The organism is Skermanella sp., from assembly GCF_059503625.1.
On sequence record NZ_JCACHA010000620.1, the window covers coordinates 1 to 16,284 of the forward strand.

The following is a 16,284-nucleotide window of genomic DNA, read 5'->3' on the forward strand; positions in this document are numbered from 1 at the left end:
ACCGACCTACGGCAGCAGCGTCTTCACCAGTCAACTTCTTCGGCCCTTGGTATGATGCCGAATCAACGGGACAGGAACGGGATGGGTTCCGGCTTTGAAACCGAATATACGGCCCATGTCCCGATCTATTTCCATGGGTGTTGACTTAGGACATCCCTGCGCGTCACGCGGGCATTCTCATCCACTCTACCGTCATGCCCGGACTTGATCCAATAGGGGCTGATTTAGGCGTTCCTGTGCGAAACTCCGGTAGAAGCCGCCCACCTTTCCGTCATACCCGGATTTGATCCGGGTACCTCCTGGCGGAGGCTGACGGGAGGACTTCAAGCTGAAGTCCAGATTTCACCCGCTCAGCTGCTGAAGGGAGGTACCCGGATCAAGTCCCGGTATGACGGAAAGAGCGGGGGAGACAGGCAAAGTTAGCGCTTAGGGAACTTGATCCAGGTATGACGGAAAAGGGTGACGGGTATCGAAGTCACCGCTTATGGCGTCAACTTCGGACCTGACAGACCAGCGACTTGGCTACTCCGCCCCGACCGTCAGCCGCCCCGCCTCTCCCCGCGCGAAAAGGTTGGGGCTGTACATATCCTCCACGTAGGCGCCCGGCATGGCGTAGTCCCCCGGCGTCACCGTCCGCACCAGATAGACCAGCCGGAACGACGGCTGGTTCGGCTTCAGGTCCAGCGCCGCGACGAAGCGGTCGTCGCGGTAATCGACATGGTTGACCGCGCTCAGGCTGCCCAGCCAGGACAGGTCGCCAAGCTGGCCGCTATCGGCCAGGCGGACGTTCTCGATCTCGAGCCCGGCGGGCAGCATGTCGACCACCAGCACCTGATGGTCTTTCTTCAGCAGGCTTTCCCCTTCCAGGATCACGACCAGCATGCGGTCGCGCGCAACGCCGGCGGGATCGACCGGCTTGCCGTCCATGTCCAGGACCTTGCGCTCGATCCGGAAGCCCTCCGACGCCGCCGGCGGCGGATCGGCCGGCACTCCGGCCAAGGTGACCGCCCGCCAGACCGGCGCCGGCCCGGCGTTCTCCAGCTTGACCGGAGCGCCACCGGGATCGAGCCGGCGGTAGACCGGCTTGTTCGACACTAACGGCGCACCGTCCACGGTCAGCTTCATCTCGGCCGACTTGCCCGCCAGAGCCGCCGAAGCCATCAGCACCCAGGCCTGCTCCTGCGTGCTGGTCGCCTCCGCATCGGCCAGCATGGTGGCGAGCTGCTGGGTCTGGGCGACCAGACGCTCCCTGTTGCCGTTGTTGTTCTCTGCCAGCAGGGCGATGACGGCGGCCTGGTCCCGCAGGTCGGAACCGAAATCCCGCATTCCGGCCGGCTCCTCGCGGGGCCGCTCGAGCTGGTTGAACGCCTCGGCCGCCCGTCCGCCGTCGCCCAGCCGCGCCAGGGCGCTGGCGATCTGGGCGCGGGCCATCCGCGTCGGCAGGGCCGCCCACCAGGTTTCCTGGAAATACCGAGCTTCCGCCACGTCGATCGCCTTGGCGCCGGCCAGCGTGTAGATCGCATAGGCCCGCGCCGCCAGTTCGGACTCGTCGAACCAAGCGTTGTCGAGCACCGCGTTCAGCCACTCGATCCCCTTCTTAAGCGGCAGCTCGGGCACGCGGTAGCCCGCCTCCTTCGCCCGCCCGAGGAAATCGACGACATAGGCGGTCAGCCACATCTCCGCCGGTCCCTGCGCCGACCACAGGGCGAAAGCGCCGTCGGTCCGCTGGACCGTCATCAGCCGGTCGATCGAGCGCTGGACGCGGTTCCGGACCATCTCTTCCGATGCGATGCCCAGCTCGGCCGCCACAGGGGCAAGCTGAAGCAGCGGCAGGGAACGGCTGGTCATCTGCTCGGCGCTGCCATAGGGATACCTTTCCAGCGCCAGCAGCATCCCGGCAACGTCGAGGTCGGGGAGAGTCCCCGCCGACAGCATGACGCTGACCGTCTCGCGCCGAAGCGCCGTCAGTTCCGGCACCGTATTGGGTGCTGCCTCCGCCTTGGCCCCCGGTTCGATCAGTTCGACCTGACGCCGCGTCGTGGCCGGCTGAACCCGGCGGACGCCGATCGGCCATTCGCGGGTCAGACTGAAACCGTCGGGTCCCGTGATGTCGACCTTGACCGAGCCGGCGCCCACGCCGTTGCCGGCTATCGTCAAGGGCACGCTGACCGGCTTGCCGGGCTTCAGCGGCGGTACGGCCACCCGCCCGTCGCCCTGGAGCGCGATAGTGCCGCCGGCGCTCACGACGACCGCATAGTCGCCCGGCTTCTGGCCGCGGTCGTTGAGCGTCAGGGTGGCCTGCGCCGTGTCCCCCGGCGCCAGGAAGCGCGGCATCGACAGGTCGGCCAGGACGGGATCGCGCACGGTGGCGACCACAACGGCGTTGCCGACCTTGGCCGGGGTCCAGGCCACCGCCATCAGGCGCAGCCGGCCGTCGAAGTCGGGGATATCGAGCGGGACTTCCGTCGTGCCGTCCGGCCTGAGCGTCACCACGCCGGAATAGAGCGCCGTCATCTCCCGCCGGCGCGGCTGGGGATCGGCGGCGCGCCGCCGGACCGCGGCGGCCACCACCGGCTTGACGCGGGGCAGCGGCACGGCCTGATCCTGTTCGATCAGCCGTCCGCGCACGTCGCGCAGATCGACCTCCAGCGGGCGGCGGCCCAGGTAGTGCGCCACCGGATCGGGTGCCGCGAACTCGGTCAGCTGGAGCATCGCGTCGTCCACCGCCGCCACGGTCAGCCGGACCTGCGCGCCCTCCTCCGCCCCGGTCACCTTGACCGGCACCATGACCTGACGGCGCGGCACGATGTCCTGGGGAACCGTCATCGCGACGCTGAGCCGCCGCGGCGCCGCATCGACCGCCAGCCAGCCCGTGCCGACCGCCCGGCGCGACGCGACCTTGTGGGTTGGATCGGAAGGGGCGAAGGCCGTCGCGATGACGTGGACGCCCGCCGTCCACAGCGGATCGACCGGCACCTCCAGGAACGCGCCTTCCGGCCCGATCTGCCGGATCATCGTCTGGTGGACCCTGCGGTCCGCGACCGTCACAAGGACCTGCGCCTGATAGGGCGGACGGACGAAGACGCGCGCCGTTTCGCCTCCGGAATATTTAGGCATCATGACGGCGACCTCGACCCGGTCGGGCCGGTCGCCGGCCGCGGCGTTCACCCACCAGCCGGCGGAAAACCGCACGCTGGTCGCGACACCCGTTCCGGGATCGAAAACTTCCAGCCGGTATCGGCCGGAACCGACCGGCTGCTCGATCGCCGCCTTGGCGTCGGCACGCGGCTCGCCCGCCACGGCGATCATGCCGCCGGTCAGGCGCTTGTCCTTTACCTGGATGCGATAGTCCCAGTGCCCGCCGGCCTCGAACCAGGCGTAATCGTTGTCTTCCTCGAACAGCTCGTAAGACAGGGCCGGCTTGTCCACCGGGTTGCCGGCCGGGTCCAGCGCCATCACGTCGAACGCCGCCGTCGCCCCTTCCGGCACGGCATCGCCCTGGAAGCGCGGCTTGATGCCGATCGCGAACGGCTGGTGCCGGACCGGCAGCGTGATCTCCCTGACCGAGGGACGTCCGCCGATGTCGTACAGCTTGCCCTGGATCACCGCTTCGAGCTGCTGCGTCGTGTCCGGCAGTTCGGGCAGCCGCAGCTCGACCTTGGCGGAACCGTCCGGACCGGTGATGAAGCCCGGCGCGTCCGCCTTGACCGGCGGCAGGGTTTCCTGGACCAGACCGAAGCGGTAGCCCTGGTATTTCGGGTACGGGTTGGCGGCGGGCCGCAGCAGCATCGTCACCTCGCCCGGCAGCTTGGCGGCCGCTCCTGCCTGCCGGTAGCGGCCATCGACCTTCAGCGCCGCCACGCTGCCCGGCTCCAGCGTTTCCCGGTCGGACGACAGGCCGACGTTCAGCCTCGGCGGCACGAAGTCCTCGACCACGAAGTCGGCGCGGCCGATCGGCTCGCCGTCGGGCTCCAGATGGGCCGTGACCGACCACTGCCCGGTCGATGCCGGGCGCGGAATATCCAGTCCGAAGGAATAGCTGCCCACGCCGGCGTCGGCGACTTGCCGGCGGTCCACCTCGAACCCGTCTGGCCGCTGGATCTTCAGCGTCAGCGGACGGCCCTGGACCGCCACGGCGTCGGCGTTCCGCAGCAGCGCGCTCAGGAACACCGTTTCGCCCGGCTGGTACAGGCTGCGGTCGGTATAGAGATAGGCGTCGAGCGGCCCGTTGGCCTCCACTGGCGCCGCCGGCGCTCCCTCCGCCGACTCCGAGCGCGCCGCGACGTCCAGGAAGCCCATGTCGCCCGACGCGCCATAGGCAAAGACCGCCTGCGGCGCGTTGCCGCCGGTCCCGCGCATCGTCTCGGCCGGGAAACGGGCGATTCCATCCGGTCCCGTAACGAGCTTGCCGAGTTCGGCGTTGCTGCGCGCCAGCAGGCGCAGTTCGACGTTCGCCATCGGCTCGGCCGTCGTCAGGCTGCGGGCGAACACCAGCAGGCCGTCCTGCCCCGCGAAGGTCGTCAGCCCCAGGTCGGTGATGACGAACCACTGCGTCGCCTTGGCTTCCCAGTTCTCGCCCTCGCGGTCGGCATTGCCGGCCACCGCGATATAGACGCCGGGCTTGAGCGCGCCGATGGCGGCATCGACCGGGAACGGCGTCACGACGACCTGATTGCGCTGCTCGCCGATCGCCATCTCGCCCTGCCAGACCTGCTCGCCGCTGCGCTCGACGATGCCGCCGATGTCCAGGTCGGTCAGGGCGTGGGAGATCCGTCCGTAATAGACCTGCTCGACCAGCGACCGGTCGTTGATCCGCAGCACCTGGAGCCGGGCGCGCTTGACGTTGACGGTGCGCAGCGGCAGCCCTTCGCTCCCGACATGGGGCAGGATGTAGCCGGCGCCCCGGAACGCCAGGGCAGGCTTCCGGTCCGGCACGTCGATCTCATAGCGTGCCGGCTCCGCCAGACTGACGTCCTGCGCGCCGGGAAGCCCTTGCTTCAAAGTGACCGCGTATTTGGCGCCGTGGCTGAGGCCGTCGAGGCACAGGCTGTCGTTCCGGGCCATCACCGACACCGGGATGGGCGGGTCGATCTCCACCTGCGCCGCGTAGTCGTTCAGGCGGGACTTCTCCAGCGCGCGGTTGAAGGTGAAGCAGGCCTGCGGCGTGTCCCGCTCCGCCTGCACGTCGACCCCGGTGACCGCGAACTGTGCGGCTGCCTGCTCCGGCGCCTGGGGCGGTTCCGGCGTCTGAGCCTTGGAGGCGGTCGAAAAACCCAGAGCGACGAGGAAGGCGAGCCCGAGCGGACGCAGCATGCGCATGAAACAAAAAACCCTGATGCCGACAAAAAAACACCGGCGGGAGCGCACGATCACGCGCCCCGCCGGATGGTCCCGCCAAATTATGGCGCAATTCCGATACATTTGCCTCAGAAATAGCGCTTCAACCGACCGATGGCCTCATCCAGCAGACTGTCCTGCTTGCAGAAGCAGAAGCGGATGTAGTTGCGCACGGGCGTTTCCGCGAAGAAGGCGCTGACGGGGATGGCCGTGACCCCCGCCGCTTCCGTCAGGTGCAGGCAGAAAGACACGTCGTCGCCGTCGAATCCGACCGACGAGATGTCCGCCAGCAGGAAGTAGCTGCCGCCGCTGTGAAGCACCGACAAGCCCACGTCGCGCAGGCCCGCCGCCAGCCGGTCCCGCTTCGCCTGCATCGACGCCGCGAGGCCGTCGAAATACGCGCGTTCCTTCCCCAGCCCATAGGCGACGCCGGCCTGGAGATTGGGCGCCGTGGTGAAGGTCATGAACTGGTGCGCCTTGGCGACCGGTTGCAGCAGTTCGGGAGCGCCCGTGACATACCCGACCTTCCAGCCGGTCAGGGAGAAGGTCTTGCCCGCCGACCCGACCTTCAGGCACCGGTTCCGCAATCCCGGCAGCGTCATCAGCGGGATATGCGCCGCCCCGTCGAACACCAGATGCTCGTAGACCTCGTCGCAGACGGCATAGGCGTCGAACCGCTGAAGGAACTCGCCGATCAGCTCAAGCTCGTCGCGCCGGTAGACCTTGCCGACCGGGTTCAGCGGGTCGTTGATGACCAGCGCCTTGGTGCGCGGGCTGAACACCCGCTCCAGATCTTCCCTCGTGAAGCTCCAGTCCGGGGCCTTCAGCGTCACCAGCTTCGGGATGCCGCCCGCCTGCTTTATGATCGGCAGGTAGCTGTCGTACATCGGCTCGAACAGCACGACCTCGTCGCCCGGCTCGATCAGGCCGAACAGGCAGGCGCCCAGCGCCTCGGTCGCTCCCGACGTCACCAGGACCTCGCGCGCCCAATCGACGTCCAGCCCGTAGAACCGTTTGGCGTGGTTCGCCACCGCCTGACGCAGTTCGGGCGTCCCCATCATCGATGGGTACTGGTTGTAGCCGTTGAGCAGAGCGTCCGCCGCAGCCTGAAGCACGTCGGGCGGCCCCCGGTCGTCGGGAAACCCCTGCCCCAGGTTGATCGACTTATGCTTCAGGGCCAGTTGCGACATGACCTCGAAGACGGTCGTGGGCATGTCGCGGAAGAGTGGGTTGCCGACTTTGGCGGTCATGATGCTACTGAACAGACTGTGGACGAAGGGAGCGGGAACTTAGCCGATAAATCGCCGCCGGTCACGACCAGCGGCGGCGGCCGGCGATTACAGCAGGTCGCGCAGCATCGCGACCAACGGCTTGTCCGCCGGCGGCATCGGATACTGCCCCATGTCGTTGGGGCGCGCCCAGGCCAGCTTCTGGCCTTCCAGCGGCCTGGGGGTTCCTTCCCAGACGCGGCAGACGTAAAGCGGCATCAGCAGGTGAAAGCTCTCGTAGCTGTGCGACGCGAAGGTGAAGGGCGCCAGACAGCTCCCCGCCGTCTCGATCCCCAACTCCTCCCGAAGCTCGCGCACCAGCGCATATTCCGGGCTTTCGCCCTCGTGGACCTTGCCGCCGGGGAACTCCCACAGGCCGGCCAGCGACTTGCCTTCCGGCCGCTGCGCCAGCAGCACCCGGCCATCGACGTCGACCAGGGCCACGGCGACCACCAGCAGGACCGGCTTGCCGGGTTCAGGGGTTGAATTCGGATCGAAGCAGTTCATGAACATTCACCACGAGAGAGCCGCGCCGGGTCGGCAGGCTACAGGACCGCGCCTCCCGGGCGGAAACCTGCCCCGCCGGACGGAAACCCATTTTCGTCAGCACATGCGCCGACCGTTCGTTTTCCGGATCGGTTTCGGCCTCGATCCGCCGAAGCCCCAACTCGCCGAAGCCATAGGCCACGACCGCCGCCGCCGCTTCGGACGCATAGCCATGCCCCCAATAGGGCCGGCCAAGCCAGTATCCCAGAGCGGCACCTTCGGCATCGCCGCAGGTCCGCTTCAGCCCGATGGAGCCGGCCACCGCATCGCCATCCGTCACGGCGATGGCGAACTCGGTCGCGGCCCCGGCCTCGTGGTTGGCCCTGACGTGATCGACGTAGAAGCGCGCATCGGCGCGGCGGTAGGGGAACGGCGGGACCGCCAGCCACTGGGAAACATCCCAGTGGCTCAAATGGGCGACCATCGCATCGATGTCGCCCTCGACGAACGGCCGGAGGGTCAGGCGTGCGGTCCGGATCACAGTCACGCCATTCTCCTCGTCCGACCCGCGCGCAAGCCTCAGCTCCGGTAGCTGCCGTTGATGTCGATGTAGCCGTGGGTCAGGTCGCAGGTCCAGACCGTTGCGGAGCCGGAACCGATCCCCAGCTCGACCAGAAAGTCGATGTACTGGCCCTTCATGTGCTCCACGACGGGCGTCTCGTCATAGCCCGGCACTTCCATGCCGTCCGCCGCGATCAGCACGCCGCCGGCGGAAATCCGCAGCTTGTCGCGGTCCGCCTTCTCGCCGGCCTTGCCGACCGCCATGACGATCCGGCCCCAGTTGGCGTCCTCGCCGGCGATGGCTGTTTTGACCAGCGGAGAATTGGCGATCGACAGCGCTATCCGCTTCGCGGCCCGATCGCTGTCCGCCCCTTCGACCCGCACGGTGACGAACTTCGTCGCCCCCTCGCCGTCGCGGACGATCTGCTGCGCCAGATCGACCAGCACCGCTTCGAACTGCGCCTTGAAGTCGGCCAGTTCCGCCGCGCCCGCATCGCCGACCGGCGCGTTGCCGGCCTTGCCGGTGGCGCAGACCAGCAGCGTATCGCTGGTGGAGGTATCGCCGTCCACGGTGATGCAGTTGAACGACTTTTCGTTGGCGTCAGACAGCAGAGCCTGCAGCACCGGCGCCGGGATAGCGGCGTCGGTGAAGACGAACGCCAGCATCGTCGCCATGTCGGGTGCGATCATGCCGGAGCCCTTGGCGAACCCGTTGATCGTCACCTGGACGCCGCCGATCGAAGCCGTCCGGGTGCATCCTTTCGGAAACGTATCGGTCGTCATGATCGCCTTGGCCGCCGGCAGCCAAGCCGTCTCGTCGAACGATCCGGCCAGTCCCGGCAGGTTCGACGCGATGGCGTCCGCCGGGATCGGCTGGCCGATGACGCCGGTCGAGGCGACGAACACCTCGGCCGGAGCGCACTCCGCCAGTTCCGCCGCCGCCTTCACCGTCGCATCGACGAAGGCTTCGCCGGCCTTGCCGGTGAAGGCGTTGGAGTTGCCGGAATTGACCACGATGGCGCGGGCGACCCCGCCGCCTAAGTTGGCGCGGCAGCGGTGGACCGGCGCCGATGCCGTCAGCGACCGGGTCAGGACGCCGGCGATCGTCGTGCCGGGGTCCAGGATGGCGACCATCAGGTCGTCGCGGCCCTTGTAGCGGATGCCGCAATTCGCCGTCGCCAGCCGGACGCCGGGAATGACCGGAAGAGCCGGGAATTCGCCGGCCGCCAGAGGGGAGATTTTAGCTGCCATGGTGATCGTCGTCTTCCCGGTTCTTGAACATAGGCCCGTTGGTAGAAAAGCTTACGGCTTGGCGGCGGGAGCGGCCGGAGCCGGAGCGGACGAACCCGGAGTGACGGTGCCGGCGGGCGGCAGTTCGGGCATCGGCGAGCCGTCCATCTGGAAACGCTCGACCTTGGCCTTGCCGCGCAGGTCTTCGACCAGCTCGCCGATCACCTGCTCGGAAACCTGGCTGCGAAGCTGCTCCTGCACTTCCTCGAAGCTTGGGGGCGTGCTCTGGCGGCGGTCGACCACCTTGATCACGTGCCAGCCGAACTGGGTCTGGACCGGAGTCTGGCTGACATCGCCCGGCTTCATCGCGAAGGCCGCGTTGGCGAAGGGCTCGACCATCTGGTCCTTGGTGAAGTAGCCCAGATCGCCGCCCTGCTGGGCCGCCGCCTTGTCGGTCGACTTCTCGCCGGCGATCTTGGCGAAGTCGCCGCCCTTCTTGATGTCGGCGATGATGCTCTTGGCGACGTCTTCCGACTCGACCAGGATATGGCTGGCCTTGACCTCGTCCTGCGGCGGGTTCTCTTCCTTGAACTTGTTGTAGGATTCCTGAAGGCGCTCGGCGGTGATGCGCTTCTGGACCTCGCGGGTCAGGTAGAGTTCCTGGACGATGCGCTCTTCCGACCGCTTCAGCCGTTCGGCCACTTCGGGGTCGTTCTGCACATTGGCCTTGTAGCCGGCCTCCGCCACCAGCTTGCCGTTGATGATCTGGTCGATCACGGCCGGAAAGATCATCTGCGGCGGCATCTGCTGGACCTGGGGCGGCAGCGACGCGATCGTGCGCGTGACCTCGGAGCGCCTGATTTCCGCACCGTTGACCCTTGCAACGACCGGATCTTCACCAGCGGGAGATCCCGCCGCCGGAGCTGGCGCCGTCTGGGCCTGGGCGGTGAAACCGACACCGCCGAGAGCCAGCGAGACGGCAGCGACGCGGAGGACTCTTGCGAACATGAGAAGTTCCTTTTCAGCGGAAAGACGCGTGAAGGGACATAAGCGGCCGACCGGCATTTTCCCCCACTTTAATTTATTTCGGTGCGATTAAGCACGCCGCACGGCCGCTTGCAAGGCGGGACTGGACAGGTCCGGCAAATGCCCGAAACCCGCCACAGCTCCGCCATCAAAGCGGCCGTCTTCCGCCTCACCCGCCGTCGCGGGGCATCATTGCCCCAGCGGAACCCCCGTCACCCTCATCACCGCCGTCCGCTTGCCGTCGATCCCGAAATCGTCGTCGTTGATCAGCATCAGGTCGCCGTTGCCGAACCGGGCCATCCCCTCCAGCTTGACCGGAAGCTCCTTATGGTCGGCGCTGTCCAGCACCAGCGTCTTGGGCACGGGCTTCAATCCCTCCTTCGCCGGATCGATCTGTTCCAGCGACGGCGACGTGGCGGCATCGTCCCATTTGCCGGCGGCCGACAGATCGGTCGCGGCGGACAGGTCGATCCGGAAGAGCTTGGTGGTCTGCTCGGTGCGCTCCAGCACGATCAGCGCATCGCCGGCAAGGTGCATCAGTTCGCTGATCCGCACCGTGCTCTGCTTCTTCTTTTCCTCGCCCTTGTACGCGGTCATCGGCTCCATGACGTACAGGTACTCGCCCGCGACCTTGCCGGTTTCCCGCTCGATCTTGAACAGCCGGGTATTGCCGGCCACCGCATAGGCATCGGTGTCCGGGTTCGCCAGCGGGTTCTGCATGATGAAGTAAAGGAACTTCTCGTCGTCGGAAACGGCCATCGACTCGATGCCGCGGTTGAGCGCCCGTTTCGCCAGCAGCGCCGGCAGGGTTTCCTTGATCTCATAGCCGGCGCCGGCGTAATCCTGGCCGGTTCCGGCCGGAACATGCCGGGTCAGGATGCGGCCGTCGGCCGCCGCGTGGATCATCGACGGCCCGTTCTCGTCGCCGATCCAGAACGTGCCGTCCGACAGCCGGACGATGCCTTCGGCATCGACGGCGCTGGGGTCCTGATCGAGCTTGCGCCCCGATGCGTCAAGCGGCTGCTCGGTCGAGGCGACGGTCAGCGGGTTCAGCAGGCCGCTGACCGGGTTCCCCTTGGAATCCTTGAGCGAAATGGCGTCCAGCACCCGGAAGGTCCCGTTGTCGAGCACCTGGATGCGGTAGATCGACGGATTGTACTCCGGCACGGCGTATATCCGGCCGCCCTTGATGCCGGCGCAGAACTTGTCGCCCTTGATGCCGATGATGTCCCCGGCGTCGCCGCAGGTGAAATTCGGCCCGCGATCGCTGACCGTGTAGAATATGCTGGCCGGATCGCCCTTCGCGCGGAAAGCCCCGCTGCCGATGCCGACCGACAGGTCCAGCGTCTTGCCCCCTTCGAAGGCGACTTGCCGAAGGTTCAGGATCTGGTCATTGCTGGTATGCGCCTTGACCGTCACGCCCGATGATGGGTTCGACGACTGGGCATTCGCCGGGACCGATCCGGCCGCGATAAGGGCGCCCAGCGCCAGGATCGGGAGAGAGGTCGACCATCCGCGCATTCTTGGTATCCTTCGAGTTTGGGGCAAATTCTGGATTGCGCGGAAAGTAGGCGCGGAGCATTGCGGATGAATGACAGTTCAGTGACACATTGAGGTCAGGGCGGAAACGCCGAAGCGGCAACCGCAGCTCGACCGCGCTTGGCAATTCCGTCCTGCCTCCCCATTTCAAATGCATACGGCCGGACGATGCTGATAAGGTCCTGTCCGCCCCGAAAGGGCCGGACGACTTAACCGGCGGCACCGCAGGCTTGTTGACAGGCATTGCGCACACTCTTATGTCAAGGCCGTGCCGGGTGCGGATCGTGCCGGGCCGTCGTCGTGTGTTCGCAGCCCAACCGTCTCTTGCTCTAACCGAGGTTTCAATGTTCGGTGCTATTGCCCGTAAACTTTTCGGCACCGCGAATGATCGCACCGTAAAAGCGCTGCAACGGCAGGTCGAGGCGATCAACGCCCTCGAGCCTTCGGTGGCCGGCCTGTCCGACGCCGAACTCCGCATGCGAACGGACTGGCTGCGCGAGCGCCTCGAAAAGGGCGAGACGCTGGACGACATCCTGCCCGACGCCTTCGCGACGGTGCGGGAAGCCGCCAAGCGGGTCCTGGGCCAACGCCACTTCGACGTCCAGTTGATGGGCGGCATCGTCCTGCACCAGACCAAGATCGCGGAGATGCGAACCGGCGAAGGCAAGACCCTCGTGGCGACGCTTCCCGTCTACCTCAACGCCATCGCCGGCAAGGGCGTCCACGTCGTCACCGTCAACGACTACCTGGCCAAGCGCGACAGCGGCTGGATGGGCCGGGTCTACGGATTCCTCGGGTTGACGACCGGCTGCATCGTCCACGGCATCGACGATTTCGAACGGAAGATGGCCTATCAGGCCGACATCACCTACGGCACGAACAACGAATTCGGCTTCGACTACCTGCGCGACAACATGAAGTTCCGGCTGGAGGAGATGGTCCAGCGGCCCTTCAACTTCGCGATCGTCGACGAGGTCGACAGCATCCTGATCGACGAGGCCCGGACCCCGCTGATCATCTCCGGCCCCTCGACCGACAGCTCCGAACTCTACATCGCCGTCGACAAGGTCATCCCGCACCTGGACGCCGACGACTACGAGAAGGACGAGAAGGTCCGCGCCGTCAGCATGACGGAAGCCGGCACCAACAAGGTCGAGCAGATCCTGCGCGACATGAACCTGTTGACCGAAGGCACGCTCTACGACATCCAGAACATCAGCCTGGTCCACCACATCAATCAGGCGTTGCGCGCCCACACGCTGTTCCAGCGCGACAAGGACTACATCGTCAAGGATGACAAGGTCATCATCATCGATGAGTTCACCGGCCGCATGATGGAAGGCCGCCGCTATTCGGAAGGTCTCCACCAAGCGCTGGAAGCCAAGGAACACGTGACGATCCAGCGCGAGAACCAGACGCTCGCCTCGATCACCTTCCAGAACTATTTCCGCCTCTATCCGCGCCTTGCCGGCATGACCGGCACCGCCATGACGGAAGCCGGCGAGTTCGGCGAGATCTACGGCCTGGAAGTGGTCGAGATGCCGACCAACGTCCCGGTCCAGCGCAAGGACTATGACGACGAGGTCTACCGGACCAGCCGCGAGAAGTACGAGGCGATCTCGACCCTGATCGAGGAATGCCGGGAGCGGAACCAGCCGATCCTGGTCGGCACCGTGTCGATCGAGAAGTCGGAAGTCCTGTCCGAAATCCTCAAGAAGAAGAACATTCCGCATGCGGTCCTGAATGCCCGCTACCACGAGCAGGAAGCGCAGATCATCTCCCAGGCCGGTCGTCCCGGCGCCGTAACGATCGCCACCAACATGGCGGGCCGCGGCACCGACATCCAGCTCGGCGGCAACCTGGACATGCGCCTCGCGATCGAACTAGCCAATGTCGAGGACCCGGCCGAACGCGAGCGGATCACCGCCCAGGTCCGCGCCGAGATCGAGCGCGACAAGGAGATCGTCAAGCAGGCTGGCGGCCTGTTCGTGATCGGCACCGAGCGGCACGAAAGCCGCCGCATCGACAATCAGCTTCGCGGCCGTTCGGGCCGTCAGGGCGACGCCGGCGCCTCCAAGTTCTTCCTCAGCCTGGACGACGACCTGATGCGGATCTTCGGGTCCGAGCGGATGGACGGCATGCTCCAGCGCCTCGGCCTGAAGGAAGGCGAGGCCATCGTCCATAGCTGGATCAACAAGGCACTGGAGAAGGCGCAGCAAAAGGTCGAGGCGCACAACTTCGACATCCGCAAGAACCTGCTCAAATACGACAACGTGATGAACGACCAGCGCAAGGTCGTCTACGAGCAGCGTCGCGAGATCATGGACGCGCCGGAGATCGCCGGCACGATCGAGGACATGCGCCACGAAACCATCGAGGAGATGGTCAAGAAGGCGATCCCGGCCAACGCCTATGCCGAGCAGTGGAACGTCGACGGCCTGCACGAGGAAGTCCGCCGCATCCTGAACCTCGACCTGCCGATCCACGAATGGGCCAAGGAAGAGGGCATCGCGGAAGCCGAGATCGAAGAGCGCATCCGCCGCGCCGCCGACGAGAAGATGGCTCAGAAGGCCGCCAATTACGGTCCCGAACTGATGCGCGCCGCCGAGAAGAGCCTGCTTCTCCAGTTGCTCGACCAAGCCTGGAAGGACCACCTGCTCCATCTCGACCATCTGCGCCAGGGCATCAACCTGCGGGCCTACGCCCAGCGCGACCCGCTGAACGAGTACAAGCGCGAGGCCTTCGAGCTGTTCGAAGGCATGCTGTCCCACCTGCGGGAGACGGTCACCTCGGTCCTGTCCTATGTCGAGATGCGGGTCAACCACCCCGAGGACATGGAGCCGGAGCCGGTCCAGGGCTATGAAACCCGCCAGGACCCAGCACTGGCCGCCGCCGGCGGCCCGGACGACGGGGCGCCCCTGCCGGACGGCATGGTGCGCCGCGTGGCTCCGGCCACCGTCGGCTCGGCTGACGAGATCGACCCGCGTACGCCCCGCAACGCGATCTGCCCCTGCGGCTCCGGCAAGAAGTACAAGCACTGCCACGGCCGGGTCGGCTGATCGTACCCTGCTCCACGGCTGGCCTAAGAAGGGCCGGGCGTCGTTCGCGACGCCCGGCCCTTCTTCTTTGCCGGTCCTTCCTCCTTGCCGGTCCTTCCTCTTTGAAAGGCGATTTTACGACTGCCGGTCGGAACGCGTCCCGGCCGGCATTTCGATTTTGAGAGCGAACCTCATTGATTTTTAGAAAAGTTGACATGGATCAAAGTAGCCAGCGTCAGCGTGTCGCACACTCCCTCCCATAAGTCATATGCATTCAAGCGGAGGTGACCTTCATGCGCGAACTTTTCTCACATGTTTCCGGACCCTCCCAGAAGCCGCAGCCGAGCGTACAGCGCGCTCAGCCTGCCAAGTACAACGGGCAAACGCTCAGCGGCCTGATCGCCAATCTTCTCGATGCCGATTACGGCCATAGCGCCACGGCGCTCCTCGGCATCGCCGTCCTCGGCATCCTGCTCGCCTTCCCTACCCTGATGTTCTAGCCAGCTTCCTGCCAGCCTGTCGGGAACGCCTGAGCCAGCCTCGTGTTGAGGATCCCGAACTCAACAGGATTTGGAAAGGGCTGACATGACTGGCAGCACCCCGGCATCTGGCGACGATATCAAAAAGCTCTGGGGGATGATCAAGGACATCCGGGTCACGATGATGACCACCATCGATGAAGATGGGACCTTGCGCAGCCGCCCGATGGTCGCACAGCAGTCGGAATTCGATGGCGACCTCTGGTTCTTCACCTGGATCGACTCGCCCAAGGTGGATGAGGTCAAGGAAAACCGTCAGGTCAACCTCAGCTACGCCGAACCCGACGACCAGAACTACGTGTCGATCTCCGGCACGGCCCAGATCGTCCGCGACAAGCAGAAGGTCCATGAACTATGGAGCGAGTATCTCGCCACATGGTTCCCCAAGGGTAAGGACGATCCCAACATCGGCTTGATCCGCGTGCATGTGACCAAGGCGGAATATTGGGACAGCCCGTCCAGCGCCATGGTCCACGCCTATGGCTACGTGAAAGCCAAGCTGACCGGGGAGCCGCCCAACCCCGGCGACCATAAGAAGATCAGCATGTAATATGCTTGGCAGTCCGGCCGGCGCCTCTGTGGGCGACGGCCGGATGCCTCGTCAGCTCCGGACGATCTTCGCCTCGGCTGCCGGTGGATTGCGCAGCGTCTGATAGATCACGCAATACCGTTCGGTCAGCTTAAGCAGGCTGGCGAGCTGCTCTTCTCCGGCATCCGTATCCAGGTCGAACGTCAGCCGGATCGACCGGAACCCGACCGGCGCATCCTTGGCGACGCCAAGCGTCCCCCGGAAATCGAGATCCCCTTCCGCCCGCACGGTACCACCGCGCAGATCGATGTTCAGCGCCGTCGCGACCGCGCGCAGCGTGACGCCGGCGCAGGCGACCAGAGCCTCCAGCAGCATGTCGCCGGAGCAGGCGGACATTCCGTCGCCGCCGGCAGCCGGATGCAATCCGGCCTCGACCAATGCCCGTCCCGTATCGACCTTACAGGTGACGCCTTCGGCCCCTACCGTGCCTTCGGCCTTCAGGGTGATGACCGCACTGTCCGGCGTGTCGCGGTACTGCTGCTTGATCGGCGCCTGAAGAGCCTTCAACGTCTCCGCATCCATCGGCATCTCCTCCAAACCGTTGTTATATCGGCGGCTATCGCCTTATGGCGGCCTACTGAATAGCACGGTACACGGCATAAGCCACGATCGCGACATTGATGTTCAGCGTCATGATCATGCCGGGCGCCCTGTAATACGCGTTGACGACA

At 65.9% G+C, this 16,284-nt stretch carries 11 protein-coding genes; 3 read left to right on the top strand and 8 right to left on the bottom strand.

Going from position 1 to position 16,284, the window contains the following annotated elements; translation table 11 throughout:
* Window positions 1–522: 522 nt before the first annotated feature.
* The 7 genes from AC5JJ6_RS17655 to AC5JJ6_RS17685 all read right to left on the bottom strand — a co-directional run bounded on the left by AC5JJ6_RS17655 (window position 523) and on the right by AC5JJ6_RS17685 (window position 11,429).
* On the bottom strand, window positions 523–5,319 hold the full coding sequence (locus tag AC5JJ6_RS17655; protein ID WP_496043311.1) for an alpha-2-macroglobulin family protein: 4,797 nt from the start codon (window positions 5,317–5,319) through the stop codon (window positions 523–525).
* A gap of 107 nt (window positions 5,320–5,426) precedes the next feature.
* Window positions 5,427–6,587, bottom strand: a complete 1,161-nt coding sequence (locus AC5JJ6_RS17660; RefSeq protein WP_496043312.1) for an aminotransferase — start codon at window positions 6,585–6,587, stop codon at window positions 5,427–5,429.
* An 87-nt stretch (window positions 6,588–6,674) separates the two neighbouring features.
* A complete protein-coding gene (locus tag AC5JJ6_RS17665) occupies window positions 6,675–7,112 on the bottom strand; it encodes a (deoxy)nucleoside triphosphate pyrophosphohydrolase (protein ID WP_044434642.1) in 438 nt (145 codons plus the stop codon).
* Window positions 7,081–7,638 (bottom strand): GNAT family N-acetyltransferase, encoded by a 558-nt coding sequence (locus AC5JJ6_RS17670; protein ID WP_496043313.1) that lies wholly within the window; start codon window positions 7,636–7,638, stop codon window positions 7,081–7,083. The genes AC5JJ6_RS17665 and AC5JJ6_RS17670 overlap by 32 nt, the downstream gene beginning before the upstream one ends.
* Before the next feature lie 32 nt (window positions 7,639–7,670).
* The gene (gene argJ / locus AC5JJ6_RS17675; protein WP_496043314.1) at window positions 7,671–8,903 is read right to left on the bottom strand and encodes a bifunctional glutamate N-acetyltransferase/amino-acid acetyltransferase ArgJ; all 1,233 of its coding nucleotides are present in this window, start codon (window positions 8,901–8,903) and stop codon (window positions 7,671–7,673) included.
* Between the two features lie 51 nt (window positions 8,904–8,954).
* Window positions 8,955–9,890, bottom strand: a complete 936-nt coding sequence (locus tag AC5JJ6_RS17680; RefSeq protein ID WP_496043315.1) for a peptidylprolyl isomerase — start codon at window positions 9,888–9,890, stop codon at window positions 8,955–8,957.
* Between the two features lie 207 nt (window positions 9,891–10,097).
* Window positions 10,098–11,429: an esterase-like activity of phytase family protein gene (locus AC5JJ6_RS17685; protein WP_496043316.1), complete on the bottom strand. Its 1,332-nt coding sequence runs from the start codon at window positions 11,427–11,429 to the stop codon at window positions 10,098–10,100.
* Between the two features lie 362 nt (window positions 11,430–11,791).
* Between AC5JJ6_RS17685 and secA the strand changes: the two genes are divergently transcribed.
* The 3 genes from secA (at window position 11,792) to AC5JJ6_RS17700 (ending at window position 15,574) form a co-directional block, all read left to right on the top strand.
* On the top strand, window positions 11,792–14,506 hold the full coding sequence (gene secA / locus AC5JJ6_RS17690) for a preprotein translocase subunit SecA (protein ID WP_496043317.1): 2,715 nt from the start codon (window positions 11,792–11,794) through the stop codon (window positions 14,504–14,506).
* Between the two features lie 272 nt (window positions 14,507–14,778).
* Window positions 14,779–14,985: a hypothetical protein gene (locus tag AC5JJ6_RS17695; RefSeq protein WP_496043318.1), complete on the top strand. Its 207-nt coding sequence runs from the start codon at window positions 14,779–14,781 to the stop codon at window positions 14,983–14,985.
* Window positions 14,986–15,070: 85 nt separating this feature from the next.
* On the top strand, window positions 15,071–15,574 hold the full coding sequence (locus AC5JJ6_RS17700) for a pyridoxamine 5'-phosphate oxidase family protein (RefSeq protein ID WP_496043319.1): 504 nt from the start codon (window positions 15,071–15,073) through the stop codon (window positions 15,572–15,574).
* Window positions 15,575–15,625: 51 nt separating this feature from the next.
* Here AC5JJ6_RS17700 and AC5JJ6_RS17705 read toward each other — a convergent pair whose 3' ends face one another.
* Window positions 15,626–16,135 carry an OsmC family protein gene (locus AC5JJ6_RS17705; RefSeq protein ID WP_496043320.1) on the bottom strand — a complete coding sequence of 170 codons (510 nt, stop codon included), beginning with the start codon at window positions 16,133–16,135 and terminating at the stop codon, window positions 15,626–15,628.
* Window positions 16,136–16,284: the final 149 nt, after the last annotated feature.